This is a genomic window from Kushneria avicenniae, from assembly GCF_900112585.1.
GTDB classification, from domain to species: Bacteria; Pseudomonadota; Gammaproteobacteria; order Pseudomonadales; family Halomonadaceae; genus Kushneria; species Kushneria avicenniae.
Window position 1 is genome coordinate 164,319 of the sequence record NZ_FOLY01000005.1, and the last position, 24,825, is coordinate 189,143.

Here is a 24,825-nt window from a genome sequence, read left to right on the forward strand (position 1 = left end):
TCGATCAGGTTGAGCCGGCACAGGACAGCATCAGCCCCATGAGCATCAGCACATGGGGCTGTCGAAAGGGCCAGGGCGACACCAGCGCCATGCCTGACCCTGACCGCGACGGTTGATTCCCGGGCATGAGGGCGCCCGCAGGGGGCCGGATGGCCTACGGGTGGGGTTTGCCCTCACGCCAGTAGCCCATGGCGGAGACCTGTCGTTTGGGGACGGCCAGCTCATCGATCAGATAGCGACGAATGTTGAGACAGACCTTGGATTCGGACGCAATCCAGGCATAAAAGCTGTCGCTGGATTCGGGCACGGACGCCTCCCAGAGGATCTCTTCATCGATATCGATGGCAGGCTCGACGCCGGCATCGGATGACGCCGTCGAAGATTGCCTGAGAGGCAGGGTGCGCACGGCCTGGCAAAGCCCCTCGCCGTGACAGCACCGCGTCTCCTCCCGGGGCAGCCAGACGGCGTCGATCCACTGCGGAATACAGCGACAGTCCGCTTTCAGGGGCACCTCGAGCAGCGCCTGTACCCGGGGTTTGGGCGCATCGGCAAAACGCTCGTCAAGCTCCTCGATAATCCCCATGACGGCGGGCAGGGCGGTTTCATCCGCGACCAGCAGCAGATGCTCGATATTGGCAGGTGGTCGCCACTCGCAGCCGATGGCCTTGCCGGTGTAGTGGATGCAGGGAGCATTGATCGAGAGGGCATCCCCCGGGCGGGCCCGGCTTGCCCAGCGTGAGGCGGGGCCGGTATCGCCATGCAGCACAAACTCGATATCCAGCTCCTTTTGTTCCGGGCGGACCGCGCGAATCGTATAGGTTCGCATGGGCGGACGCTGTTCGGGTGCCATGTTTTTATAGGCGCTGTACCAGTCCTCGCCGTCGGCAAATCGGGCCGCCATGCCGGCGGTGCTGCCCTCATCCGATGGCGGAAAAAAGAGCTTCACTCTCTGATCCGGCGCAAACGTCGTGGCGATATCCAGATCACCGGCCGTGAAGGTGAAATTCACCATGGACGGCGAGATCTGCTCTCGTCGTTTGAGCGTCATGTCAAAAAGCCGATAGGCCGTCGTTGCTGGCATGTTGGTAACACCTGGGAGTAGGAGGCTGCGTCGCTCGGAGAAGAATAATAATATTTCTCATTTGTGTTCAAGACGTCGGCCAGGAAAAGTGACGCTGTTCTGAATCCTGTCACATCATCGCTTGCATCATTGGATCCGCCGGGCACCGTCACCCGGCGGCGCTTTTCGGGCTTCAGGATGGCTCATTGGACAGCTCGATCGCGTTGAGTTCGGTCTGGCAGGCCGTCATGGCCTGGGCGATATAGCGTCCGGCCATGCGCTCGGAAACCCCCAGCCGCTCGCCGATTTCACGCTGGGTCAGCCCCTCCATCCGGTGCCAGATCAGCGCCTGACGCTGACGTGTGGGCAGCGTCGACAGCGCCTCGCTCAGGCGGTGGACACACTGCTGCTTGCACAGCTCGGTCTCGGGGCAGGCCCGCGGGCACACCAGCATTGGTGTGAAGGATTCGATGGCGATCAGGTGATTGGCGTAGCGGCGGTGATGGTCGGTGAGCAGATTGCGTGCGATGCGAAACAGATAGGCCCGCGGATTATCGAGCGCCGGGGTGTCGCTGGCCCTGATCAGGCGCAGATAGACCTCGTGACAAATATCCGCCGCCTGCTCGTGGCAGGGGAGCTGGCGCTTGAGAAAGCTCATCAGCTGCTGATGATATTCACGGTAGAGCGAGTCGATGGTCGCTGCGTGCATCGTGTAAACCCACTGTCCATATCAAGAATGCCGGATAACCACGCTCGGTGGTTATCCGGTACGGGTCGTGGCCATGGCTGGCAGGTGGCCTGCGCTTCAGGGCTCGCCGGTCATTCCCGCCGTGTCTGTCACCCCTGAAGTGCTCGTCAGGCACCCGGGGCGCTTTTGATCCTGTGGACGGTACCCGGCGATCGGGTTGATCAGCTCGCCGGCGAATTGCAGATTCCCGGCCGGGTCGGCCAGATCGATCATCTGACGGTTGTTGCGAAGCTGTAGCCGGTTGAGGCATGAGAGCGTGAAGGTCGGCGCGAACAGGTCATATCGCGCAAACTTCTCTGCAAGCTCCGGGTGGCGGCGCTGATAATCGACAACACAGGCCCCGACCCGTTCCCAGAACGTCTGCGCCTCCAGGGTATTGGTCTCGACCAGAATCTGCGCCAGAAAGCGGAAGAAACAGTCGAACAGGTCAGTGAAGATGGACAGGATGCGCAGATGCTCCGGCACGGCAACGGCAATGCGACGCGCTGTTTCGGGCAGCGACTGGCCGTTGTCGAAAATGGCGGTCTCCTCGCCGATGTCCTTGAGAATTGCCCCCACCGGCACGTGATCCTCAAGCTTCAGGATCAGATTCTCACCGTGGGGCATGAAGACCAGGTCGTGGGCGTAGAAGCAGTGCAGCAGCGGTGTCATGTAGGCGGCGAGATAGCGGTCGATCCACGTCGCCGCGTCGAGCCCGGAGGCCTTGATCAGCGCCGGCAGCAGCGGGCGGTCTTCGGCATCACGGTGCAGCAGCGCCGCCATGGTCATCAGCCGCTGATGATCGGCCACCTGCTCACAGGGGCTTTCGCGCCACAGGCAGGCGAGCATCTTCTGATAAGGGCTGTGCTTGTCGCAGGCCGCCTCGAAGCCGGCGTGGTGATAGCCGAGCGTGGCCACTTCGCGCAGCATGCCAAAGCCACGGGCCTGCAGTTCAGGATCATTGTGGATCACCCCCTGAACCCAGCTGTTGATAGCCGGCGTGCCGTGCATGTAGTGCGGCGAGAGCCCGCGCATGAAGCCCATGTTGAGAATGGAGAGCGCGAACTTGACGTAGCGGCGCTGCGGACGCGAGGCGTTGAACCAGGTGCGGATTGACTGCTGCGGCTGGTAATCGTCGTCGCCCTCGCCCAGCAGTACGATGCGCTGCTGGGCGACCTCGCCGGCGAAGGTGATGGCGAGCTTGTGGCGCCACTGCCACGGATGCACCGGCATGAAGTAGTAGTCGGCGGGGTCAAGCGCCAGCGCTTCCAGCCGGGCCGTGAATCGATCTCGTGTGGCGTCATCCAGCTCTTCGCACAGCAGGGTCTCGATATCGAGCCCGTCGATGGCGCTGTAGTCGGTACAGGCCCGGGCGACGCCCAGCCACAACGGACGCACGAGCGCTCCGGCTTCCGGGGCATAGCGGTGATAGTCCTGGGCGTCGAAGCCGATGCGGCCGCTGTTGGCAATGAAGCACGGGTGCCCCTCGCTCATGGCCGCCTCCAGCGTCTGAAAGTCGGCCAGCGCCAGAGTCTCGGCCTCGGGCAGGTCGCGTCCCAGCTTGTAGGCCATACCGGCCAGCGTACTGGCGATCTCCTCCAGATAGGTCGGCAGGTTGTCGGGATCGATCCCGAGGCGTTCGCGAAACTCGAGCAGAAAGGCCTCGACTGACAGTGGCTTCAGCTCGGCAGCGGCGCCGTTTGTGTCCTGCGCGATTTTCTCCAGTGACGTCTTGTCGATCCACCACTGATCGAGTGCCAGCCGGCGTGCCCGGAAGCGATACTGTACTGATGTCGTTTCGAGACGGTACTCACCCCATCCCGCAGCGTCCGGTGCAACGGCCTGCTCCGGGATCAGCAGGCGTTCGTGGGCAAGCTCGGCAATCGCCTTGATCAGCAGATCCCGGTTGGCACGCGCCCAGCGCCCTGGCTCGAGATGACCGCAGGCCTGATCAGCGCTCATGCGCTGATGGCGGCGGTCAGTGGCTTCGAAGTCGGTTCGTGTATGGAACGCCAGATGCGCGGTTTTGTCACCAATCTGGATTTCACGGTCGTAGACGAAGCCGGCACGGCGATTGAGTGGATGAATCCGGGCGTTGGCAACGTCAGGTTCGACCACGATGCGCTGCGTGGATGGGTCGCTGAACAGAAAAGCGACGATGGTATCGATCACGGCCTGGCTGAAGCCATGGATCGGGGTGTCGGAGGTCGTCCCCAACGGCGCGACCAGAAAATGCATGCCGCGATCGCCAGGTTGTACCGTGTACTGTTCGCCGACCGGATCATGGCGCGGGTCGTAGCATTCGACCAGAAACGCGGGCTGACCGTCATGAAGCCCCAGCCAGGCCTGCGCGGCGGTGCTCTCCTCCATGTCGCGATAAAAGCGGCCGACCCTGTCACGGCTGTCATCGGTCATGCCCCAGAAGCGGGCGTCGGGCTGACTCACCCAGGCATGAACGGTGTCAAGATCCTGTTCGAGGTCGAGCGGTCGCAGCGACAGCGTACCAATACCGGACCAGTCACGATGAAAGCGCGCCTCGAAGGCGCCGGTGTGGCCGGAGCGGGTGGCAGACATTCTGCGCTGACCGGCGTGAAATAGTGAGGTGGAAAAAGAGTTCATCGAAGGCTCTCCTTGTCTGTAAAAGTCACTACGCCGATGGCGTCAGGCGTCCGTCAGGCGTCCGTTGGGCGTCGTTCGGCGCTGGCACGCTCGGGCGTAAAAACGGTGTTGTCCGGGGTGCCGAACGACTGAAACGTGAAGCTTTGTTCGACCGGGTAGACTTCGCGCCCGGTCAGTTCCCGGATGATGCAGGCGTTGCGATAGCACGCCATGCCCAGATCCGGGGCCACCAGCCCGTGAGTGTGCAGTTCGGCGTTTTGAACAAAGAGATCGTTGTGGGTGTTGATGCTGTAGTAGCGCCCGACGACATACCGACCGGCGTCGTCCCGGTGGATGCGGTGCTCGATCGGGGCCAGAAAGTCCGGCAGCCGGGGCGTATAGCCAGTGGCCAGGATCAGCCCCTGGGTCTGGTGAGTGAAGCGTTGTGCCTGCTCGGTATGGCTGAAGGTCAGCTCGAAGCGTCGACGCCCGGGGTTGTAATGGCACTGCTCAAGCGCAGCGCAGGTCAAAAGATGGGTATCCACCGGGCCATTGAGGCTCATGGTGTAGAGCCGGTCGTAGATGGCATTGATCAGATCGAGATTGATGCCCTTGTAGAGTCCTTTCTGTTCGCGGATCAGGCGGTCGCGGGTCGATTGTGGCAGGGCATGGAAATAGTCGATGTAGTCCGGCGAGGTCATCTCGAGGGTGAGCTTGCCGTACTCCAGCGGGAAAAAGCGTGGCGAGCGGGTCACCCAGTTGAGGGTGTAGCCGTGCTCGTCAATGCCTTCGAGCAGATCCAGATAGATTTCTGCAGCGCTCTGGCCGCTGCCGACAAGCGTGATGGCGGGCATCGCCTGCAGCGCGGCCTTGTGCTCCAGATACTCGGAGGCATGCACCAGGCGATCGCGATCGTTGCCGCAGCAGGCAGGAATCATCGGCTCCGTGCCGGTGCCGAGCACCAGCCTGCGAGCCCGATGCAGACGCGTTTCACCACTGATCGTGTCGCGGCTGTGGACGTGATAGCAGCCCTCCGCCTCGTTGTACTCGACGCGTTCCACATCGCGATTGAAGCGCAGCGTTCTGAGTTGGGTGGTGACCCATTGGCAGTACTGGTTGTACTCGTTGCGCAGCAGGAAGAAATGTTCGCGGATATAAAAGTTGTAAAGCCGGCCCTGGGATTTCAGATAGTTGAGAAAGCTGAAACGGCTGGTGGGATCGGCCAGCGTGACCAGATCGGCCATGAACGGTGTCTGCAGCGTGGCATCTTCCAGCAGCAGACCGGGGTGCCAGTTGAAGCTCGAGCGCCGCTCGAGAAACAGACCGTCGAGATCGTCGATGGGGTCGGTCAGACAGGCCAGGCCGAGATTGAACGGCCCCAGCCCGATGGCGATGAAATCGTGAATGCGACTCTGCATGGAAGTGTCTCTGGTTTGTTGAATCAACGCGCAAATGGCATGGCCTGCCGCACTCAGGTGCGGCCGGCGTCCGCGAACGTGGCCATGACCGAGGGGGCGACTTCGCTGTCGTATCCGGCGGCGTTGCTGGCGGTCTCGAGGTGGCCATGGTCGGCGACAAATGCCTCACCATGCGCCACGATCCGCTCGATCAGCCGGCGCATGTCTTCGATTTGCGTCTGCGGGTTGAGCAGGGTGAATTTGAGATAGAAGCATTCGTCGACTCGAGTGCCGGCAACCACGCCTTCACCGCGCCGCGAAAGGGTGTGACGAACGTGGTGGTTGATCGCTTCGATGGTCGCGTCATCGCGGATACCGGCGGGGCGGTAGCGAAATACCAGGGTGCTTAGCGCGGGCGCTGTCAGCACGTCGATATCATCGCGCTCTTGCAGCAGAGCGTAAGTGCGCCGCGTCAGCGCGATCACGTCGTCGAGATAGCCACCCAGTGTGGCGGCTCCCAGCGTGCGCAGGGTCAGCCAGAGCTTGAGGGCATCGAAGCGCCGCGTGGTCTGCAGGCTTTTATTGACCAGATCGGGGGTACCCTGGTCGGCCTGGTCCCGTGGGTTGAGGTAGTCGGCATGATAGGTGACGTGGCCGAGCTGGCGGCGGTCGCGCACCAGACAGGCGCTGCAGCTGACCGGCTGGAAGAAGGTCTTGTGGTAGTCAACGCTGACCGAGTCGGCCTGTTCGATGCCGGCCAGCCAGTGGCGATAGCGCCGCGACAGTAGCAGGCCACCCCCGTAAGCGGCATCCACGTGCAGCCATATGCCCCTTGACCGGCACAGTTCGGCGATGCCGGGGATTGGATCGATGCTGCCGAAATCGGTGGTGCCGGCGGTCGCGACCACGGCGAAGGGCAGCAGCGCATCACGATGACAGTCCTCCAGGCGCGCGCGTAGTGCTTCAAGACTCATGCGCTTGTCATCGTCACACGGTACCGGAATCACGGCATCGTAGCCCAGTCCAAGCAGGGAGGCGGCCTTCTGCACGCTGAAGTGGCTCACCTCGGAGGTGAGAATGCGCAGCCTGCGATAATCGGCGGGCAACCCATGGTGGCGATTGCCGGCGTGACCGGGCAGCTCGGCGCAGGCCGCGTCGCGGGCAATCATCAGCGCCATCAGGTTGGACTGCGTCCCGCCGCTGGTGAAGACGCCATCGGCGGCGTCACCAAGGCCGATGCGCGCCGTGGTCCAGTCGATCAGCTTCTGCTCGATCAGCGTGGCACCGGCGCTCTGGTCCCAGGTCTCCACTGCAGTGTTGAGCGGTGTGGCGATCGCTTCAGCGAGAATCGAGGGCAGGGTGACCGGGCAGTTGAGATGAGCGACGTAGCTCGGGTTGTGAAAATGGACCGCGTGATCAAGATAGAGCCGCTGAATCTCTTCGAGCCCCGCTTCGACATTCGGGAGTGGACGGTCGAGATCAATGGCGTCGAATTCGGGCTGCAGCTCGTCGGGCTCGACGCCGCTGAAGGGGCGCTGGTGTCGGCTCAGTGAGTGGTGTACCAGTGACACGCAGCGCTGCATGCCCAGGCGGTAGGCATCGAGAGAGTGATCGCCGAACAGGGTCAGCAGGTTTTCCGGCGCCGCCTCGAGGCGGCGCAAGGGTATGGCTGTGGCAAGCTCCGTGTCGTAGCGCACGACGTATCCTCCTGAAGTTGGGGTGGCGGCGTGACGCAGTCAGTCAATGAGATGGCCGCGTCGGCATAATCAATGAGAATGAAAATCATTAAATTAAGGCGCCGGTCAGGAAGACGCGCAAGTGCCTGTTTTCTGAACCGGATTGACAATTCTTTGCAAAACAACGCCCTAAAGAATTAAGTAAACGCTGAAGAAAGGCGTAATCATGCGGCTGAAAGGGGAAAAGGCAATTGCAAACGCTTGTTAATGAGAATTATTATTTTGTGCGGATGCGCTAAATAAAGACCAAAAGCTGACGCCGTAGTGGCGACGTATTTTTGTCGAGTCAGGGGGAGTTGTCTTACCAATGTTGTCAATCAAGTACTTCAAGGGATCCTTGAAATATCTTTCTCAGGCGCCGCTGCTTGCAGGCGTTGTACTGGGTGGATGGAGCGTCAATACCCTGGCCCAGCCCGATGATCAGGGCACGGACACGATGGTCATCACCGGCCAGAATCTGTCGGACGTCGATGGTCCGACACAGGGGTATTCCGTGCAGGGCAGTGATGCCGGCACCAAGACCGCCACGCCGCTGGCCGAAACCGCACGCACGATCAACGTGGTGACGCGCCAGCAGCTCGATGATCAGGGCATTACCAATATCAACGATGCGCTGCTCTACACGCCGGGTGCCTTCACCGGTCTGGCGGGCGCTTCCAAGCGTTCGGACGTGGTCTCGCTACGCGGCTTCCACGGGGGGGATGTCGACAATACCTTCCTGGATGGCATGCGGCTGCAATCGGACCCCGGTGCCTACTCGGCGATGCAGATCGATCCGTTCTTTCTCGAGCGTGTTGATGTGGTCAAGGGCCCGGCCTCTTCGCTGTACGGTCGGACCATGCCGGGGGGCATGGTGTCAATGACCACCAAAAAACCGCAGTCCGAGCAGCAGGGGCTCTTCCGGCTGTACGGCGGCAGTTTCGACACCTACGGCGCCGGGATCGATGTGACCGGCCCCTTGAGCGACCCCTCTCTTGGTGCTTATCGAATCACGGCACTGGGCAGCAGTTCGGATACCCAGTTTGATGTCGCAAAGCGCGAGCGCTACGCGATCATGCCGCAGATAACGCTGACGCCGACCGAGGACACCGACCTCACCCTGCAGGCCTATCTACAGCATGACCCCGCCGGCGACTATCACGGGGCGGTGCCCTATGACCTGAGCGTCAGTGGTTCACGCTTTGGCGGCACCGTTGATTCTTCCTGGTCGGACGCCGACCCGGCCAACGACGTTTTCAGGCGCAATCAGCGTATCTTCTCGTATCAACTGCAGCACCGCTTCAGCGACAACCTGACGTTCAACTCGCGCGCTCGCTATACCAACATGGATGTGGAGGTCGGGCAGGTCTATCAGGTCGGGTTCACCGGCAACGGCGCCGAGCTGGCTCGCGGTTATTCGGGATCGAATGAAGATCTGCAGGCCTTCTCGACGGACAATAACCTGCAATACGAGATCATGACCGGCGAGGTAGAGCACACCCTGCTGGCAGGGTTTGATTACCAGCGCCGTAAAAATGACGCTAAATTCTCTTCTGCACCGACACAGCAGGGTGCCAGCGTCAGGCCGCTGGATCCTTTCAACCCTGATTACTCCGGTAATTCGCTCTCTGGAGAACCAGGCGTGTACGCTGACGACACCCGCAAGGTGCAGCAGGGCGGCATCTATCTACAGGACCAGATGCGCTGGAACCGCTGGAACCTGACGCTTGGCGGGCGCCAGGATTTTCTGGATCGCGAATATCACTCGCACCTTTATGGCAACACCGATAGCCGCAACGACAAGTCGTTTTCAGGCAGTGCGTCCCTGCTGTATCGCTTCGATTCAGGCATCGCGCCTTATTACTCCTATAGCGAGGCCTTCAACCCCAGTCCCGATTCGTCGGTCGATGGCCTAGTGCCGGAGCCGGTCGATAGCCAGCAGCACGAAATCGGCGTCAAGTATCAGCCGCCCGGCACCGATGATCTTTATCAGATCGCGTTCTATGACCTGACCCAGGAAAACGTGCAGCAGCGCACGACTGTCAGCCCGGTGTCCTATATCAGTGCCGGCGATATTCGCTCACGCGGGGTTGAACTGTCCGCCAATGCAGCGCTCACTGACCGGCTGCGCGCGATCGCTGGCTACAGCTACAACGATATCGAATATCGTGACAGCGTCAGTCAGGACGGCGTCAATATCGAATCCGGCAATACCCCGGTGCTCTCGCCCGAACAGACCGCATCTCTGTGGATGCAGTACGACTTTCCGCGTGGTGTTCGTGGCGGCGTCGGCGGTCGCTACGTCAAGGGCAGCTACGCCAATGCCGACAATACGCGCAAGACCGGTGACTATACGCTGGCCGATGCCTTTGTCAGTGTTGATCTGGGCGAGTTCTCCAACGAACTCAACGGGGCAACGCTCAAGCTGAACGCGACCAATCTGTTTGACAAGAAGCATGTGACGGGCTGTTTCAGCGAAAACTATTGCTACTTCGGTGATGAGCGTCAGGTAACGGCCACGCTGGACTACCGCTTCTAGGCCACACGTATTCCGCTCATCGGTGTCATTGGCCCGGGCCAGCGGTATGACAGGGGAGGCAACGTGATATTGGCGTTGCCTCCTTTCGTTGGATCGGGCTCTGAACGGTTGCTTATGGGAGCGCTGTGTTCATTACCCGGGTTCTCCCTGACGCGAAAATGCCATACTGGAGACTTTATGTTATCCACACCCGGTAGGGCATTCGATGACCCGTTTTCTTGTGCTGGTGCTGACGGCCGCTCTGGTTGCCGGCGCGCTTTCGGCTGCCGCGACGGCCACGCCGTTTGAATCCCGTTTTCTGCGCGCCTCGGCTTCTGACGCGCTGCCCAAGACGGTGGCGCACTCGCTGACCCACGAATCCGAGGCGCTCAATACGCTTTTTCTGTCCTGGTCCGATGATCCGTCGCTGGTCTTCAACGGCGCGCTGGCGTTGTCGCGTCACGGCGATGCCGCCCGTCGGGTGCTCACCGAATACGGCTTCGATCCCGGCTTTCAGGACGTGCTCTCGCGCTTCGGGCCGGACGCTGTGTTGCCGGTGGTCTGGTTCCATGACAATACGATGCCCACCCTGAGCGCGCGCCACTGGGCCACACAGCGATATCGCAACGCCCGTGGCGCCATCGCTGGCTGGTGGAACGAAGAAAGCACGAGCAATGATGCCAGGGACGATTCCGTTGAGAACGACGCCGTTGAGAACGATGCCGCCGACTCAAAAACGGATGATGTGCGCGGCCTGACGCCTTACCAGCGTGGCCTCTACGCCGTCGCCTTCCTGCAGGAGGAGGGCTACGGCTTTCTCGATCAATTCATGGTGGATGAGCATGACGGCGTGCACTGGCTACAGGGCGAGCGGCTGGTTGCTGGCGTAAGCGATTTCTTCACCGGTGGCCTGCGCGATCTGGAGCGAACGATACAGGGCCCTGATGATGTCGGCCCGGCGGACATCGCCTGGGCGGGGGTTGATGTCGTCATGATGGCCGGAGCGGTCAAGTGGCTGCGGGCAGGCCGGGCGATGCGTGCCGGCGCTGTGGAGAGCCGGGTGGCGGCAGGGGCCAGCGGCGAGCTTCGAAGCAGTCGGGCGCTGGTGCCGGCCGGGCTTCGCTTTGGTCGGTTGTCGCGGCCGGCAAAACTGGCCGCCGTGGGTGCTACGGCCTGGGTGGTGGTGCGTCATCCGGATCTGATCAACGGGCTCGGCGCCAATCTGGCCCGCTGGCTGGGCTGGCCGGTGAAGCTGGGACAGTTCGTGCTGTGGTTTTCGATCGCGCTGCCGTTTTTGTGGCTGAGCAATCTGCTCTGGCGCTGGTTGATTCGACCCCTTTTGTGGATGTTGCTCACCGTGAGGCGAGGGTCCAGGCGGGTGGATACCAAGGTCTAATACGCTTTCTCCGCGAATGGCCGTATATGCACTCATGCCGGGCATCAGCTCCCACCGGGCCCGGCCCCTTCCTGGTCTGTTGCGGAGAGCACCACCATGTTTCATATCTCACTGGGTCGTTCACTGGGCCTGCTCGGCGCGGCCTGCATGCTCGCCATCGGTAGCCATGCCATGGCGGCTGATTCGCCGATCGTGATCAAGTTTTCACATGTGGTGGCGGACAGCACGCCCAAGGGCCAGGGGGCCTTGATGTTCCAGAAGCTGGTCAAGGAGCGTCTGGGCGATAAGGTAAAAGTGGAGGTGTACCCGAACTCGTCACTTTATGGTGATGGCAAGGAGATGGAAGCCCTGCTGTTGGGCGATGTGCAGATGCTGGCGCCTTCGCTTGCCAAATTCGACAAGTACAACGAATCCCTGCAGATCTTTGATCTGCCGTTTCTCTTTGATGATCTGGCCGCTGTCGACCGCTTCCAGGCAAGCGATGAGGGCAAAAAGCTTCTCACCTCGATGGAAGACAAGGGCATCATCGGGCTGGGCTACTGGCACAACGGCATGAAGCAGCTCTCGGCCAACAAGGCACTGCATGAGCCGAAGGACGCGCGTGGCCTCAAGTTCCGTGTACAGGCCTCCAACGTACTGGAAGAGCAGTTCAAGCAGCTGCGCGCCGTACCGCGCAAGATGAGCTTTGCCGAGGTGTATCAGGGACTGCAGACCGGTGTGGTCAATGGGGCCGAAAACCCCTGGTCCAACATCTACAGCCAGAAGTTCTACGAGGTGCAGGACTACATCACCGAGTCCAATCATGGCGTACTGGACTACATGCTGATCACCAATGCGAAATTCTGGAACGGTCTGCCCGACGATGTGCGCAGTGAGCTGACCGACATTCTCGATGAAGTGACCACCGAGGTGAACAACCAGGCGCGTGCCATCAATGATCATGACCGTCAGGCGATCATCGATGCCGGCACCAGTGACATCATCGAGCTGACACCCGAGCAGCGTGAAGAGTGGCGCGAGGCGCTGCGTCCGGTCTGGAAGAAGTTTGAAGGCCAGATCGGTGCCGACCTGATCAAGTCTGCTGAAAACGCCAACAGTGCGGGCTGACAGGGCGACGCCACGGGAGTCATGGCAATGAAGACACTGCTCAATCTCTGGAACCATCTCGAAGAGGGCCTGGTGGCCCTCTTTTTAACCGCCATGACGCTGATCACGTTTGTCTACGTGATGTTCAATAATCTCTACGTGGTGTTCTACGCCGGTGCCGATGCCTTTCCGGCGCTGGAAGGCCCCATGTTTGCCATCGGTGATGTGCTGCTCGATATCGCACAAAAGATGACCTGGAGTTCGGCGCTGACCCGTGCCTGCTTTGGCTGGCTGATCTTTCTGGGGATTTCCTATGGCATCCGTACCGGTGCCCATATCGGGGTCGATCTGCTGGTGCGCACCTTCAGTGCGCCTCTGCGGCGGCTCTGTTCGATCATCGTGCTGCTGGTCGTGCTGGGTTATGCGGTGCTGATGATGGTATCGAGCTATGACTGGGTCGCGGCACTGCATGGGGCCGGGCTCGGTGCGGAAGACCTCGACGAGTTTCACGTCATGCAGTGGCATATTGCGCTGATCGTGCCGCTCGGATTTGCGCTGGTAATTGCGCGTCTGGTAGAGGCCTTCGTGCTGACCCTACGCGGCGAACAAAACGGTCTGCAGATGGCGGATGAAGCCGCCGATGCGCTCAAGCTGGCGACCGATGTCCATCCGGACATCTCGAAGGAATCAAGGTCATGACCATCGCCTTTTTGTTTGTTGCCCTGTTTGTGCTGCTGTTTTTAAGCGTGCCGATTGCGGTGTCTCTGGGGCTCTCGGGGGCGTTGACGATTCTGCTGTTCAGTCAGGACTCGATCCGCTCGCTGGCGATCAAGCTGTTTGAGACTTCAGAACACTACACGCTGCTGGCCATCCCCTTTTTCCTGCTCTCTGGCGCCTTCATGACCAGCGGTGGTGTGGCGCGGCGATTGATTGATTTCGCCAATGCCTGTGTGGGGCATTTCCGCGGCGGTCTGCCGATTGCCTCGGTCATGGCCTGCGTGCTCTTTGCCGCGCTCTCCGGTTCCTCACCGGCGACTGTGGCGGCCGTCGGCTCGGTAGTGATCGCCGGCATGGTGCGCTCTGGCTATACGCAGTCGTTTGCGACCGGCATTGTCTGTAACGCCGGCACGCTGGGCATTCTGATTCCGCCGTCGATCGTGATGGTGGTCTATGGGGCGGCGACCGAAACCTCGGTAGGCAAGCTGTTCATGGCGGGTGTGGTGCCGGGACTGATGCTGGGCCTTCTGTTGATGATCGCGATCTACATCATTGCACGCATCAAGAACATGCCGGCCCTGCCGCGAGTGCCCTTGAAGGAGACGCTGGTGCTGGCGCGCAAGTCCTTCTGGGGACTGCTGCTGATCGTGATCATCCTGGGTGGTATTTATACCGGTATGTTTACACCGACCGAGGCCGCTGCGGTGGCCGCCGTCTATGCCGCCTTCGTGGCGCTGGTGGTTTATCGCGATATCAGCTGGCGCGAGTGCCCGAAGGTGATTCTGGAGGCGGCGAAACTGAGCATCGTCCTGATGTTCATCATTGCCAATGCCATGCTCTTTGCCCATGTGCTGACGACCGAGCAGATCCCGCAGGTCATCACCCAGTGGGTCGTGGATCAGCAGTTCTCGCCGATCGCTTTTTTGCTGGTGGTCAACATTATCCTGCTGGTGGCCGGCAGTTTCATGGAGCCTTCGGCGATCATCCTGATTCTGGCGCCGATCCTGTTCCCGATCGCCATGCAATTGGGCATTGATCCGGTGCATCTGGGCATCATCATGGTGGTCAACATGGAGATCGGCATGCTGACGCCGCCGACCGGACTCAACCTGTTTGTCGCCTCGGCCGTCACCGGCCAGCCGCTGACGCAGGTCATTCGCGCCTCGAGCCCGTGGCTGCTGTTGTTGATCAGCTTCCTGCTGCTGATTACCTACGTGCCCTTTATTTCGCTGGGACTGCCGGAGCTTCTGGGTATGTAGTCATCACTGCGTTTCCTTGATCCTCGCCCTGCCGGCTGCGTCGACTCGTCGCAGCCGGCAGACAGGCGTATGATGCTGACCGCCGAGGGCGCACTTCGACCGGGTGGCGCCTTCCTGACCGGCGCTGCATGAGAATCGAAAGGAACAAGGAAAACCGTGTCATGACCGTGATTCGCCAGAATGACCTGATCGACAGCGTGACCGACGCGCTGCAATACATCTCCTACTACCACCCGAAAGACTTCATCGATGCCATGCATCAGGCGTATCAGCGTGAGGAAAACCCCGCGGCGCGTGATGCCATCTCCCAGATCCTGATCAATTCGCGCATGTGTGCTACCGGCCATCGTCCCATCTGTCAGGACACCGGCATCGTGACCGTGTTTGTCAACGTGGGCATGAACGTGCAGTGGGACGCCGACATGAGCCTGGATGACATGATCAATGAAGGCGTGCGCCGCGCCTACAACCATCCGGACAACATCCTGCGCGCCTCGATTCTCGAAGATCCGGACGGTGCGCGGCGCAATACGAAGGATAATACGCCGGCGATCATTCACCACCGGCTGGTGCCGGGGGATCAGGTCGAGATCCATGTGGCCGCCAAGGGCGGCGGCAGCGAGGCGAAATCCAAGTTTGCCATGCTCAATCCCTCCGACAGCGTGGTGGACTGGGTGCTCGAGCAGGTGCCAAAGATGGGCGCCGGCTGGTGCCCGCCGGGCATGCTGGGCATCGGTATTGGCGGCACCGCCGAGCAGGCGATGAAAATGGCCAAGGAGTCGTTGCTTGATCCGATCGATATTCAGGATCTGCAGGCGCGCGGGTCATCAAACCGTGCCGAGGAGCTGCGCCTGGAGCTGTTCGAGAAGGTCAATCGCCTTGGTATCGGCGCTCAGGGGCTGGGCGGGCTGACCACGGTACTGGACATCAAGGTCAGGGACTGCCCGACCCATGCGGCCAACAAGCCGGTGGCGATCATTCCCAACTGTGCGGCTACTCGCCACGTGCACTTTCATCTTGACGGCAGCGGCCCGGCGGTTCTGCCGGTACCGGAAATCGACGATTGGCCGGAAATTGCCTGGGAAGCGGGCGAGGGCGTCAAGCGCGTCAATCTGGATGACATCACTCCCGAAGAGGTCGCGACCTGGTCGCCCGGTGACACGCTGCTGCTCTCCGGCAAGCTGCTGACCGGCCGTGACGCCGCGCACAAGCGCATGGTCGACATGATCTCGAAGGGCGAGCCGCTGCCGGTCGATCTCAAGGGCCGCTTTATCTATTACGTCGGCCCGGTTGATCCGATGGATGGCGAGGTCGTCGGCCCGGCTGGACCGACCACGGCCACACGTATGGACAAGTTTACCCGCACCATTCTGGAGGAGACCGGTCTTCTGGGCATGGTAGGCAAATCCGAGCGCGGACCGAGCGCTATCGAGGCAATCCGGGATAACGGTGCGGCCTACCTGATGGCCGTCGGCGGGGCCGCCTACCTGGTTGCGCAGGCGATCAAGGCGTCGAAGGTGCTGGCCTTTGAAGATCTTGGCATGGAAGCGATCTATGAGTTCGAGGTCAGCGACATGCCGGTGACGGTCGCGGTCGACAGTCGCGGCGACAGCGTTCATACGCTGGGGCCGGCCAAATGGCAGGAGATCATCGCTCGGCGTTGAGCCTGCTTTCGGAGGGATGTCGGTACCGCATCATAATATTTAATTTGATTAATGTTGTTGTATCTAATAAAAAGTGCTCCCTTCAGTCATGAGGGGAGCTTTCATTATGGGCATGGCGATATCGGGTATCGTGCTCAACTTTCTGTACATTCTTTATGTCAACGGAGTCATGCGTCATGACCCTTCCACAGGGAATATGCCGGATGGGGTCTGGCAGGTCCTGGTGGGCGTGTTGCTCATCAGCTGGCTGATCTCTCTTTCAGGGCTTGTCATGATGTGGCTGGGTAAAAAGCGCCCGGGCGGTATCGCTGCCATCGTGGGGGCCGTGATCTTCGTGCCTCTGGGGCTGGTCGCCATCATCGGTGCCCGTCGCGTCATGTCGAGCAATGACAGCGATACTCTGGCAGACCGTCGCGTCGCGGCCGGTCGGTCAACGGAGGAGAGGACATGACGATGTCTGCTGAGGGTCAGTCCACCACGGTTCATCAGTTTCGTGCCAATCGCTTTGGCCTGCTGATGAGTCTGGCCGGCATCATTTTGCTGGTGCTGAATGTCATGATGAGTGTCTCCCGACCCTATGTGGACATGCCTGTCTCCACCCTGACCCTGCCGCTTATCCTGATCGCTGTCGGTATCTGGCGTCATTTCACCCTTTACGCCGATATGCAGCCCGATCACATGAAGGTCAAACTGGCCCCTGCTCTGGGCTGGCACACTTTCCTGTACACCGAGATTGTTGAGGTTCGGCGCAAGGGGAATCTCTGTCGGATCTATTATCGTCGCCATGACAAGCCCGATGCCTCTCCGCGGCAGGTGAAGATGAAACTGATCGAGATGTCTTCTTCAGAGAGGGAACGGTTCATGTATGTCTTGAAACAGCGTCTGCCGGAAGGCGTGACCGTCAGCTGACGATGACATCAAACCCGGCATCCGAAGCGCCGCCTGCTGTCAGGCGGCGCGTTTGCGTGAGGCGTGCGGACTTAACGCGCCTGGAGGACGATGGTCTAATAAGCCCTCTTCACTCTTATCGTTCAAGCGAGGCAGTCATGGCCGGTCAGCACGGCAACAATGAGGAACCCGGGGACGCCCTGGGGTTCATGGCAAGGCTCAGCGGTGCCATGGTCGCGCCGGTTGCGGTCTATATGCTGCTGTGGCAGTTCGGGCTGGGGCTGGTCAACGAATACGCAGGCACTACCCATCAGGCCGCAAGGATCAGCATCCTGTCGGTGGCCATCCCGGCACTGGGAGTGCTGGCTTCGATCGTCATTGCCGGTCGTCGCTCCGGCGCCCTGGTGGGCGGTGCGGTCATGATGCTCTTTTTCCTGTATCTCTATCTCTCCTCGGCTGCGACGCTTGAATGGGGGCCGCCGCTCAAGACGCTTTTAGGGGTTGCCATCGCTGCCGCAGCAGGTCGCTGGTGCCCAACGATGGGCGAGGAGCTTTTTAAAACCTTCAAGCGCTGAGCGGATCGGATCTGTGCCGCTGTGATATTCCCCTTCCGTCTATAGACTTAAGTCTGATTCCGGGGGAAGTCCCCTCCTGTAATATGCCTCGGGATTGGCTCTCGCGGCCGTTACAAGAATGATTCAAGGGGATGTCGCATGGATGGTTGGACACAGACGATGACAGCAGGACCTCTGCTGGGGATTGCCGCGGCGGCCATAGCGGCGCTGCTGATATTGGTCATTCGATTCAAGCTGCACGCCTTTCTGGCGTTGATTCTGGTGAGTTTGATCACGGCTTTTGCCACCGGTATTCCGGTCGATCAGATCGTGCCGACGCTGGTCAACAACTTCGGCAAGACGCTGGGCGCGGTGGCGCTGCTGGTGGGCCTCGGGGCCATGCTGGGCCGGCTGGTCGAAAACTCTGGTGGCGCCCGGGTGCTGGCTGATCGCATGATCGAGCTGTTCGGTGAAAAGCGCGCTCCGCTGGCACTCGGTGTGGCGTCGCTTTTGATGGGCTTCCCGATCTTTTTCGATGCCGGCCTGATCGTGATGCTGCCGATCGTTTTTGCCGTGGCGCGCCGCCTGGGCGGGCCGATCCTTTTGTACGCCATTCCAACGGCGGCGGCTTTCTCCGTCATGCACGTGTTTGTACCGCCGCATCCCGGTCCGGTGACCGCATCGGAACTTTACGGGGCCAATCTGGGCATTCTGATGCTGGCCGGTCTCGTGATCGTGTTGCCCATGTGGTATGTCTCCGGTTACCTGTGGGGCAAGTTCTGCGCGAAACATTACAGCTTTCAGCTGGCCGAAAGCCTCTTTGGCAAGGTCGATAACGACGAGATCAAAAATCCGCCAACGGTAGGCACTGTCATCGGCATGCTGCTGCTGCCGCTGGTGCTGATCTTCATGAACACCGGGCTGGATTTTCTGCGCGCGGCCGGCATGGCCGATGCCGATCAGACCTGGTTTCAGGTGCTCACGACGCTGGGCAGCACGCCGATTGCACTGCTGATTTCGGTGCTGGTGGCCGCCATCGTGCTGGGCACACGTCGCGGTGAAAACGGCAGTGCCATCGAGAAGATTCTTGAAAGTTCGCTGGGTCCGATCTGTTCGGTCGTGCTGATCACCGGCGCCGGCGGCATGTTCGGCGGCGTGCTGCGCGCTTCGGGCATTGGTGATGCACTGGCGGATTCGCTGGGCGATCTCGGACTGCCGGTCATCGTGGCGGCTTATGTGGTGGCCGTTGTCATGCGTCTGGCCCAGGGGTCGGCGACCGTAGCGCTGGTCACGGCGGCCGGTCTCATGGCGCCTGCCGTTGCAACCGGTGATTACAGCACCATGCAGGTCATCGCGGTAACGCTGGCTACGGCGGCAGGCTCGGTCTTTGCCGGCCACGTCAACGACTCCGGCTTCTGGCTGGTGGGGCGTCTGCTGGGCATGGACGTACGTACCACGCTCAAGACCTGGACCGTTCAGCAGACCATTGAGTCCGTGGTCGGTTTCATCCTGGCCTATCTCATGTTCATTATTTTCTAAAGGACGTTTTCATGGCGGTGAACCCGTTTGACATCAGGGGAAGGCTGGCGCTGATTACCGGTTCTTCGCGCGGGCTGGGCTTTGCACTCGCTCAGGGCCTTGCCGAGCAGGGCGCCCGCGTCATCATTCACGGGCGCAGTGAAGACACGGTCAACCATGCGGTGCAGGCCATTATCGAGGCTACCGGCAGCGAAGCGTTCGGTGTGACCTTTGACGTTACGCAAAGCGAGGATGTCAGGGCGGCGTTGAACAGCGTGGTCGAGACGCACGGCGTACCGGACATTCTGGTCAATAATGCCGGGCTTCAGCGCCGCGCACCGTTTACCGAGTTCGATCCGGCCGACTGGGACGCGGTGCTGGCGACCAACCTTTCCAGCGCGTTCTATGTCTCCAATGCGCTGGGGCGCCACATGGCCGAGCGTGGCCACGGCAAGATCGTCAATATCGGCTCGGTGCAGTCGATGCTGGCACGTCAGACCATCGTGCCCTATTCGGCCTCCAAGGGCGGTGTCGCGATGCTGACCAAGGGCATGGCGGCGGATCTGGCGCGCTTTGATATCCAGGTCAACTGCATCTCGCCGGGCTATTTCAAGACCGATATGAACACGGCCCTGTGGCAGGACGAGGCGTTCAACAGCTGGGTCGAGAATCGTACGCCGGCCCAGCGCTGGGGCAATGTCCAGGAGCTGGTGGGCACGCTGGTCTATCTCTGCTCGGACGCCTCGAGCTTTGTCTCGGGGCAGAACATCTTCGTGGATGGTGGCATGACCTCGGTGGTCTGAGGGTTTACGCCAGGGGCCTTCGGGCCCCTGCGCTGTCTTTACCCCCTTGATTTTTGAGTGTGTAACGGAGCATGACGATGAAAGCACTGGTCATTCATGGCAAACAGGATCTGCGCGAGCAGGACTGGACCACGCCCGAGCCACAGGAAGGACAGGTGCGCGTGCGTATTGCCTGGGGCGGTATCTGTGGCTCCGATCTGCACTACTACCACGACGGGGCCAACGGCGCCTTTGTAGTGCGTGAGCCCCTGATTCCGGGCCACGAGCTTTCCGGTACCGTCGATCTGGACCCCTCCGGTGAGCTGGCGCCGGGCACACCGGTGACCTTCCACCCGGCGACCTTCGGCGAATGTCAGCCGGGTCTTGAAGAGCTGCCTCACCTGTGGCCGAAGGGCGCCTATCTGGGCTCGGCCTCTACCACGCCTCACACCCAGGGCGGCATGAGCGAATATCTGGTAGTGACGCGCGGCATGATTCGCGTTCTGCCTGAAGGCCTCTCGCTCAAACGGGCCGCGCTGACCGAGCCGCTGGCGGTGGCGCTGCACGGTATCAACGTGGCCGGCGGCGTCGAGGGCAAGCGGGTACTGGTCTGCGGCAGTGGCCCGATCGGGCTTCTGACGGCCGCCGCCGCGCTGGCGAAGGGCGCGCTTGAAGTGACCGCCACGGACGTTTTTGAAGGGCCACTCGAGCGTGCCCGCGCCCTTGGCGTGCACCACACCATCCGCATTGGCGAGCAGACGCCGGATGCCGAGGCCTATGATGTGGCGCTGGAGTGCTCCGGTGTGCCGGCCTCGATCGATACCGCCATTCGCGCCGTGCGTCGGGCCGGGGTCATCGCTCAGATCGGCATGATGGGCGCTGGCCCCCAGCCGCTGGAGCTGGCCACGCTGATCTCGAAGGAGGTTCAGCTTCGTGGCTGCTTCCGGTTCAATCAGGAAGTGGACGAGGCCATCGAACTGCTGGCCCGCGATGATCGATTTGACCAGGTCATTACCCATGAGGTGCCGGCCGGTCAGGCCGTGGAAGCCTTTGCCACGGCGAAGGATGCCCAGGTCTCCGGCAAGGTACTGGTGCGTCTCTGGCCACAGGACTGACGACACCGACGCAGGCAGGTGGCCCACGGGGGAGCTCGGATGCACATTGTCATTACTGATTGTGATCATGCTGGTGTCGACATCGAACGCGAGTGTGTCGAGGCCGCCGACGGCGGCCTGACGTGGTGCCAGGACACCACGCCCGATGGCATTATCGCTAACGCCGGTGATGCTCAGGGGCTGATCGTGCAGTACGGGCAGATCACTGCCGAGGTGCTGGCAGCGCTGCCCGGGCTGAGGGTGGTATCTCGCTACGGGGTTGGGGTCGATACCGTCGATGTCGAGGCGGCCACCCGCCACGGTGTGGCGGTGTGCAACGTGCCGGATTACGGCACCGAAGCCGTATCCGATCATGCGATCACCTTGGCCCTGGCCGTGCTGCGCGACGTCACCGGTCTGGACCGGCGCCTGCGCGAAGGCGCGCCGTCGCTGGAGCCGGCACAGCCGATCTTTCAGCTGCGCGGCCGTCGTTTTGGCGTGATCGGCGCCGGAGCCATCGGGATGGCGACGGCGCGCAAGGCGGCCGGTCTCGGGTTTGAGGTCGTGCTGACGGACCCGCGCCTGACCCCGGGAGACACCACGCCCGAAGGCTGGGCAGTGGTGTCGTTTGATACCCTGGTGTCGAGTGCGCAGGTCATCTCCCTGCACCTGCCGCTGACCGAGCAGACCCATCATCTGATCGATGTCGCCGCACTGGCTGCCATGCGTGACGATGCCATCCTGATCAACACCGCCCGCGGTGGTGTGGTGGATACCGACGCGCTGGTCGAGGCGCTGGCATCAGGGCAGATCTTCGGGGCCGGGCTGGATGTGCTGGAAGAAGAACCGCTGGCCGTGGGCCATCCGCTGACCCGGTTTGAACGCGTCATCCTCACGCCGCATGCCGGGTTTTATACCGAGGAGTCCTACGCTGAGCTCAAGGCGCGCACCGCGCAAAACGCGATTGATGTGATTGCCGGTCGGCGACCGCGCAATATTCTCAATCCGGAAGTGCTGGACGGATAAGATCTCATTGAAGTCGATACCAAAATCGTGGAGAAGCACATGGCGCTTCTCCACTTTTTTATGTCGGTCATTCCCTTGCTGTCAGTCATTCCTTCTACGTCGATCCTTCCCTTGCTGTTGGTCATCAATACCATCAGAGACTTGCCAAGCCCACCATCTTTGCCATGCTGTTAGCCGGCTAACTTGAATGTTAAATGGTGACTGAAACTGTTGGTCGCCATTCAGGCGGGGAGAACACTTCATGGACTATCGCAATCTGGGTCGTACCGGACTCAAGGTATCACCGCTGTGTCTGGGCACCATGACCTATGGCACGCCACAGTGGCGCGACTGGGTACTGGACGACCGACAGAGTCGACCCTTCATCGAGCAGGCGCTCGATGCAGGCATCAACTTCTTTGATACTGCCGACATGTACTCTGACGGCGCCTCCGAAGAGGTCGTGGGACGCGCACTGCGCGATTTCGCCCGCCGAGAGGAGGTGGTGCTGGCCACCAAGGTGTATAACCCGACCGGCAACAAGACCCCCAACGAGCGGGGGCTGTCGCGCAAGCACATTCATCATGCCATCAATGCTTCGCTGACCCGATTGGGCATGGATTATGTCGATCTCTATCAGACTCATCGCTGGGATTACGACACGCCCATCGAGGAGACCATGGAGGCACTGCATGAAGTCGTGAAGGCCGGCAAGGCACGCTATATCGGCGCCTCCAGCATGCACGCCTGGCAGTTTGCGAAAGCCCAGCACGTGGCGGAGAAAAACGGCTGGACGAAATTCTCCACCATGCAGCCGATGGTCAATCTCATCTATCGCGAGGAAGAGCGCGAGATGATCCCGCAGTGTATCGATCAGGGCGTGGGCGTGATCCCCTGGAGTCCGCTGGCACGCGGGGTGCTGGCCGGCAGCAAGCCGGTGGGCGGTGAAGGTCAGACCACCCGCGCCAAAAGCGATGCGCAGATGCGGGCCTGGAATCTCGGCCTTGAGCGCGACGTGCCGGTGATCGAGGCACTTCATGAGGTGGCCGGGGCGCGAGGCGTCTCGCCGGCTCAGATCGCGCTGGCCTGGCTTCTGCAAAAGCCGGGTATTACGGCGCCGATCGTGGGGGCCAGTAAATCCCATCACATGGATCAGGCTCTGGGAGCACTCGAGATCGCGCTGAGCCAGGCCGAAATCGACCAGCTTGAAGCCCCCTATGTACCCCATGAGGTCGTCGGGTTTGTCTAGGTCACCCTTTCAGCCAACGGTCGTTTGAATTAAAAGAGCCCCGGCGTCTGTCGGGGCTTTTGCGTAAAAGACATTTTGAATCAATAAAATACGCAAAAGGGTTTGGCATCATCTGAATGCATCCCTAGACTTTTTGCCGGCTGAAGGGCCTGCACCTGTCATCAAAACATTGAACCGCGCGCCCCGGCCGGGCAGCCATCAGGAGAGAGGATGGAAAACTGGAGTCAGACCATGTCGGCAGGGCCGCTGCTGGGGATTGCAGCGGGCGCCATTGCCGTGCTGTTGCTCATGGTCATCAAGTTCAGGGTGCATGCCTTTGTCACCCTGATTCTCGTCAGTCTGTTAACCGCTTTTGCCGCCGGTATTCCCGTCGATCAGATCGTGCCGACACTGGTCAGCAATTTCGGCAGTACGCTGGGTTCGGTAGCTCTGCTGATTGGACTCGGGGCCATGCTGGGCAAGCTGGTGGAGTCTTCCGGCGGGGCGAAGGTGCTGGCCGATCGCATGATTGCCATCTTCGGTGAGAAGCGCGCGCCCTTTGCACTTGGTGTGGCATCGCTGCTGATGGGGTTTCCCATCTTCATGGACGCCGGTCTGATCGTGATGCTGCCGGTTATCTTTGCCATCGCCAGACGCCTTGATGGACCCATCATCCCCTTTGCGCTGCCCGCCGCCGCGGCGTTTTCGGTCATGCACGTCTTTGTGCCGCCACATCCCGGGCCAGTCGCGGCCTCCGAGCTCTATGGCGCCAACCTGGGGCTGGTGATGCTGACCGGCGTGGTGATCGCCTTTCCGCTCTGGTATCTGTCGGGCCATCTCTGGAGTCGTTTTGCCGCCTCGCGCATCACGCTCGAGCAGGTGGCCGGCGGCATGTTCGGCGACAGCAACGAAGAAGAGGTGAGCAATCCGCCATCGATCGGGGCCGTGCTCGGCATGCTGCTGCTGCCGATGGCGCTGATCTTCATGAATACCGGGCTGGATTTCCTGCGCGCCGCCGGCATGGTCGATAGTGACGCCGGCTGGTACAAGCTCTGCTCGGCGCTGGGTGAGACGCCGATTGCGCTTTTGATCTCGGTGCTGGTGGCACTGTGGGTGCTGGGCGGCCGCCGCGGCCAATCGGGTACGGCGCTCGAGAAGGTGCTGGATTCTGCGCTGGGTCCGATCTGTTCGGTGGTGCTCATTACCGGTGCCGGCGGCATGTTTGGCGGTGTGCTGCGCGCCTCGGGCATTGGCGATGCGCTGTCGGGCTCGCTCGAAAATCTGGGCCTGTCGGTGATCATGGCTGCCTATGTGGTGGCGGTGCTGATGCGCGTCGCCCAGGGGTCGGCCACGGTAGCGCTGGTGACGGCGGCGGGGCTGATGGCACCTGCCGTGGAAGCAGGAGACTTCTCGACCATGCAGGTGGTCGCCATTACGCTGGCCACCGCGGCCGGTTCGGTATTTGCCAGCCACGTCAACGATTCAGGCTTCTGGCTGGTCGGCCGGCTGATGGGCATGGACGTGAAGACCACGCTCAAGGTCTGGACCACTCAGCAGACGCTGGAGTCGATGCTGGGCTTTGCCATGGCGTGGATCGTTTTCATGATCTTCTGAGACTC

The 24,825-nt window shown here is 61.1% G+C and carries 20 protein-coding genes; 15 read left to right on the plus strand and 5 right to left on the minus strand.

What is annotated here, in order from left to right; genetic code table 11:
* Positions 1 to 154 precede the first annotated feature (154 nt).
* From BM079_RS12445 to BM079_RS12465, 5 genes are all read right to left on the minus strand, one after another.
* Complete coding sequence (locus BM079_RS12445) at positions 155 to 1,081, minus strand: siderophore-interacting protein (RefSeq protein ID WP_090134592.1); 927 nt, start codon at positions 1,079 to 1,081, stop codon at positions 155 to 157.
* 172 nt (positions 1,082 to 1,253) lie between these two features.
* A complete protein-coding gene (locus BM079_RS12450) occupies positions 1,254 to 1,769 on the minus strand; it encodes an RNA polymerase sigma factor (protein ID WP_090134594.1) in 516 nt (171 codons plus the stop codon).
* A gap of 96 nt (positions 1,770 to 1,865) precedes the next feature.
* Positions 1,866 to 4,406, minus strand: coding sequence for a GNAT family N-acetyltransferase (locus tag BM079_RS12455; protein WP_281243961.1), 2,541 nt, complete (start codon positions 4,404 to 4,406; stop codon positions 1,866 to 1,868).
* A gap of 53 nt (positions 4,407 to 4,459) precedes the next feature.
* Complete coding sequence (locus BM079_RS12460) at positions 4,460 to 5,803, minus strand: lysine N(6)-hydroxylase/L-ornithine N(5)-oxygenase family protein (RefSeq protein ID WP_090134596.1); 1,344 nt, start codon at positions 5,801 to 5,803, stop codon at positions 4,460 to 4,462.
* A 53-nt stretch (positions 5,804 to 5,856) separates the two neighbouring features.
* Positions 5,857 to 7,479: a pyridoxal phosphate-dependent decarboxylase family protein gene (locus BM079_RS12465; RefSeq protein WP_245743030.1), complete on the minus strand. Its 1,623-nt coding sequence runs from the start codon at positions 7,477 to 7,479 to the stop codon at positions 5,857 to 5,859.
* Between the two features lie 346 nt (positions 7,480 to 7,825).
* On the opposite strand from BM079_RS12465, the gene BM079_RS12470 reads away from it, so the two are divergent.
* The 15 genes from BM079_RS12470 (at position 7,826) to BM079_RS12540 (ending at position 24,820) form a co-directional block, all read left to right on the plus strand.
* Positions 7,826 to 10,036 carry a TonB-dependent siderophore receptor gene (locus tag BM079_RS12470; RefSeq protein WP_090134598.1) on the plus strand — a complete coding sequence of 737 codons (2,211 nt, stop codon included), beginning with the start codon at positions 7,826 to 7,828 and terminating at the stop codon, positions 10,034 to 10,036.
* A 205-nt stretch (positions 10,037 to 10,241) separates the two neighbouring features.
* Positions 10,242 to 11,411: a hypothetical protein gene (locus BM079_RS12475; RefSeq protein ID WP_245743032.1), complete on the plus strand. Its 1,170-nt coding sequence runs from the start codon at positions 10,242 to 10,244 to the stop codon at positions 11,409 to 11,411.
* Positions 11,412 to 11,558: 147 nt separating this feature from the next.
* Complete coding sequence (locus BM079_RS12480; protein WP_090135011.1) at positions 11,559 to 12,518, plus strand: TRAP transporter substrate-binding protein; 960 nt, start codon at positions 11,559 to 11,561, stop codon at positions 12,516 to 12,518.
* A gap of 27 nt (positions 12,519 to 12,545) precedes the next feature.
* On the plus strand, positions 12,546 to 13,196 hold the full coding sequence (locus tag BM079_RS12485; protein ID WP_090134600.1) for a TRAP transporter small permease: 651 nt from the start codon (positions 12,546 to 12,548) through the stop codon (positions 13,194 to 13,196).
* Entirely contained in the window at positions 13,193 to 14,473 is a 1,281-nt protein-coding gene (locus BM079_RS12490) for a TRAP transporter large permease (RefSeq protein ID WP_090134601.1), read from the plus strand. The genes BM079_RS12485 and BM079_RS12490 overlap by 4 nt, the downstream gene beginning before the upstream one ends.
* Positions 14,474 to 14,634: 161 nt before the next feature.
* Positions 14,635 to 16,137: a fumarate hydratase gene (locus BM079_RS12495; protein ID WP_090134603.1), complete on the plus strand. Its 1,503-nt coding sequence runs from the start codon at positions 14,635 to 14,637 to the stop codon at positions 16,135 to 16,137.
* 106 nt (positions 16,138 to 16,243) lie between these two features.
* Positions 16,244 to 16,588 carry a hypothetical protein gene (locus BM079_RS12500; protein ID WP_090134605.1) on the plus strand — a complete coding sequence of 115 codons (345 nt, stop codon included), beginning with the start codon at positions 16,244 to 16,246 and terminating at the stop codon, positions 16,586 to 16,588.
* Positions 16,585 to 17,046, plus strand: a complete 462-nt coding sequence (locus BM079_RS12505; protein WP_090134608.1) for a hypothetical protein — start codon at positions 16,585 to 16,587, stop codon at positions 17,044 to 17,046. The genes BM079_RS12500 and BM079_RS12505 overlap by 4 nt, the downstream gene beginning before the upstream one ends.
* Positions 17,047 to 17,183: 137 nt before the next feature.
* Positions 17,184 to 17,600, plus strand: coding sequence for a hypothetical protein (locus BM079_RS12510; protein WP_090134611.1), 417 nt, complete (start codon positions 17,184 to 17,186; stop codon positions 17,598 to 17,600).
* Positions 17,601 to 17,759: 159 nt separating this feature from the next.
* The gene (locus tag BM079_RS12515; RefSeq protein WP_217639690.1) at positions 17,760 to 19,118 is read left to right on the plus strand and encodes a GntP family permease; all 1,359 of its coding nucleotides are present in this window, start codon (positions 17,760 to 17,762) and stop codon (positions 19,116 to 19,118) included.
* 11 nt (positions 19,119 to 19,129) lie between these two features.
* Positions 19,130 to 19,900 carry a glucose 1-dehydrogenase gene (locus BM079_RS12520; RefSeq protein ID WP_090134615.1) on the plus strand — a complete coding sequence of 257 codons (771 nt, stop codon included), beginning with the start codon at positions 19,130 to 19,132 and terminating at the stop codon, positions 19,898 to 19,900.
* 77 nt (positions 19,901 to 19,977) lie between these two features.
* Positions 19,978 to 20,994 carry an L-idonate 5-dehydrogenase gene (locus tag BM079_RS12525; RefSeq protein ID WP_090134617.1) on the plus strand — a complete coding sequence of 339 codons (1,017 nt, stop codon included), beginning with the start codon at positions 19,978 to 19,980 and terminating at the stop codon, positions 20,992 to 20,994.
* Between the two features lie 39 nt (positions 20,995 to 21,033).
* Complete coding sequence (locus BM079_RS12530; RefSeq protein ID WP_090134619.1) at positions 21,034 to 21,999, plus strand: C-terminal binding protein; 966 nt, start codon at positions 21,034 to 21,036, stop codon at positions 21,997 to 21,999.
* Positions 22,000 to 22,240: 241 nt separating this feature from the next.
* Positions 22,241 to 23,227: an aldo/keto reductase gene (locus BM079_RS12535; protein WP_090134622.1), complete on the plus strand. Its 987-nt coding sequence runs from the start codon at positions 22,241 to 22,243 to the stop codon at positions 23,225 to 23,227.
* 210 nt (positions 23,228 to 23,437) lie between these two features.
* On the plus strand, positions 23,438 to 24,820 hold the full coding sequence (locus BM079_RS12540; protein WP_090134624.1) for a GntP family permease: 1,383 nt from the start codon (positions 23,438 to 23,440) through the stop codon (positions 24,818 to 24,820).
* The last annotated feature ends 5 nt before the right edge of the window (positions 24,821 to 24,825 follow it).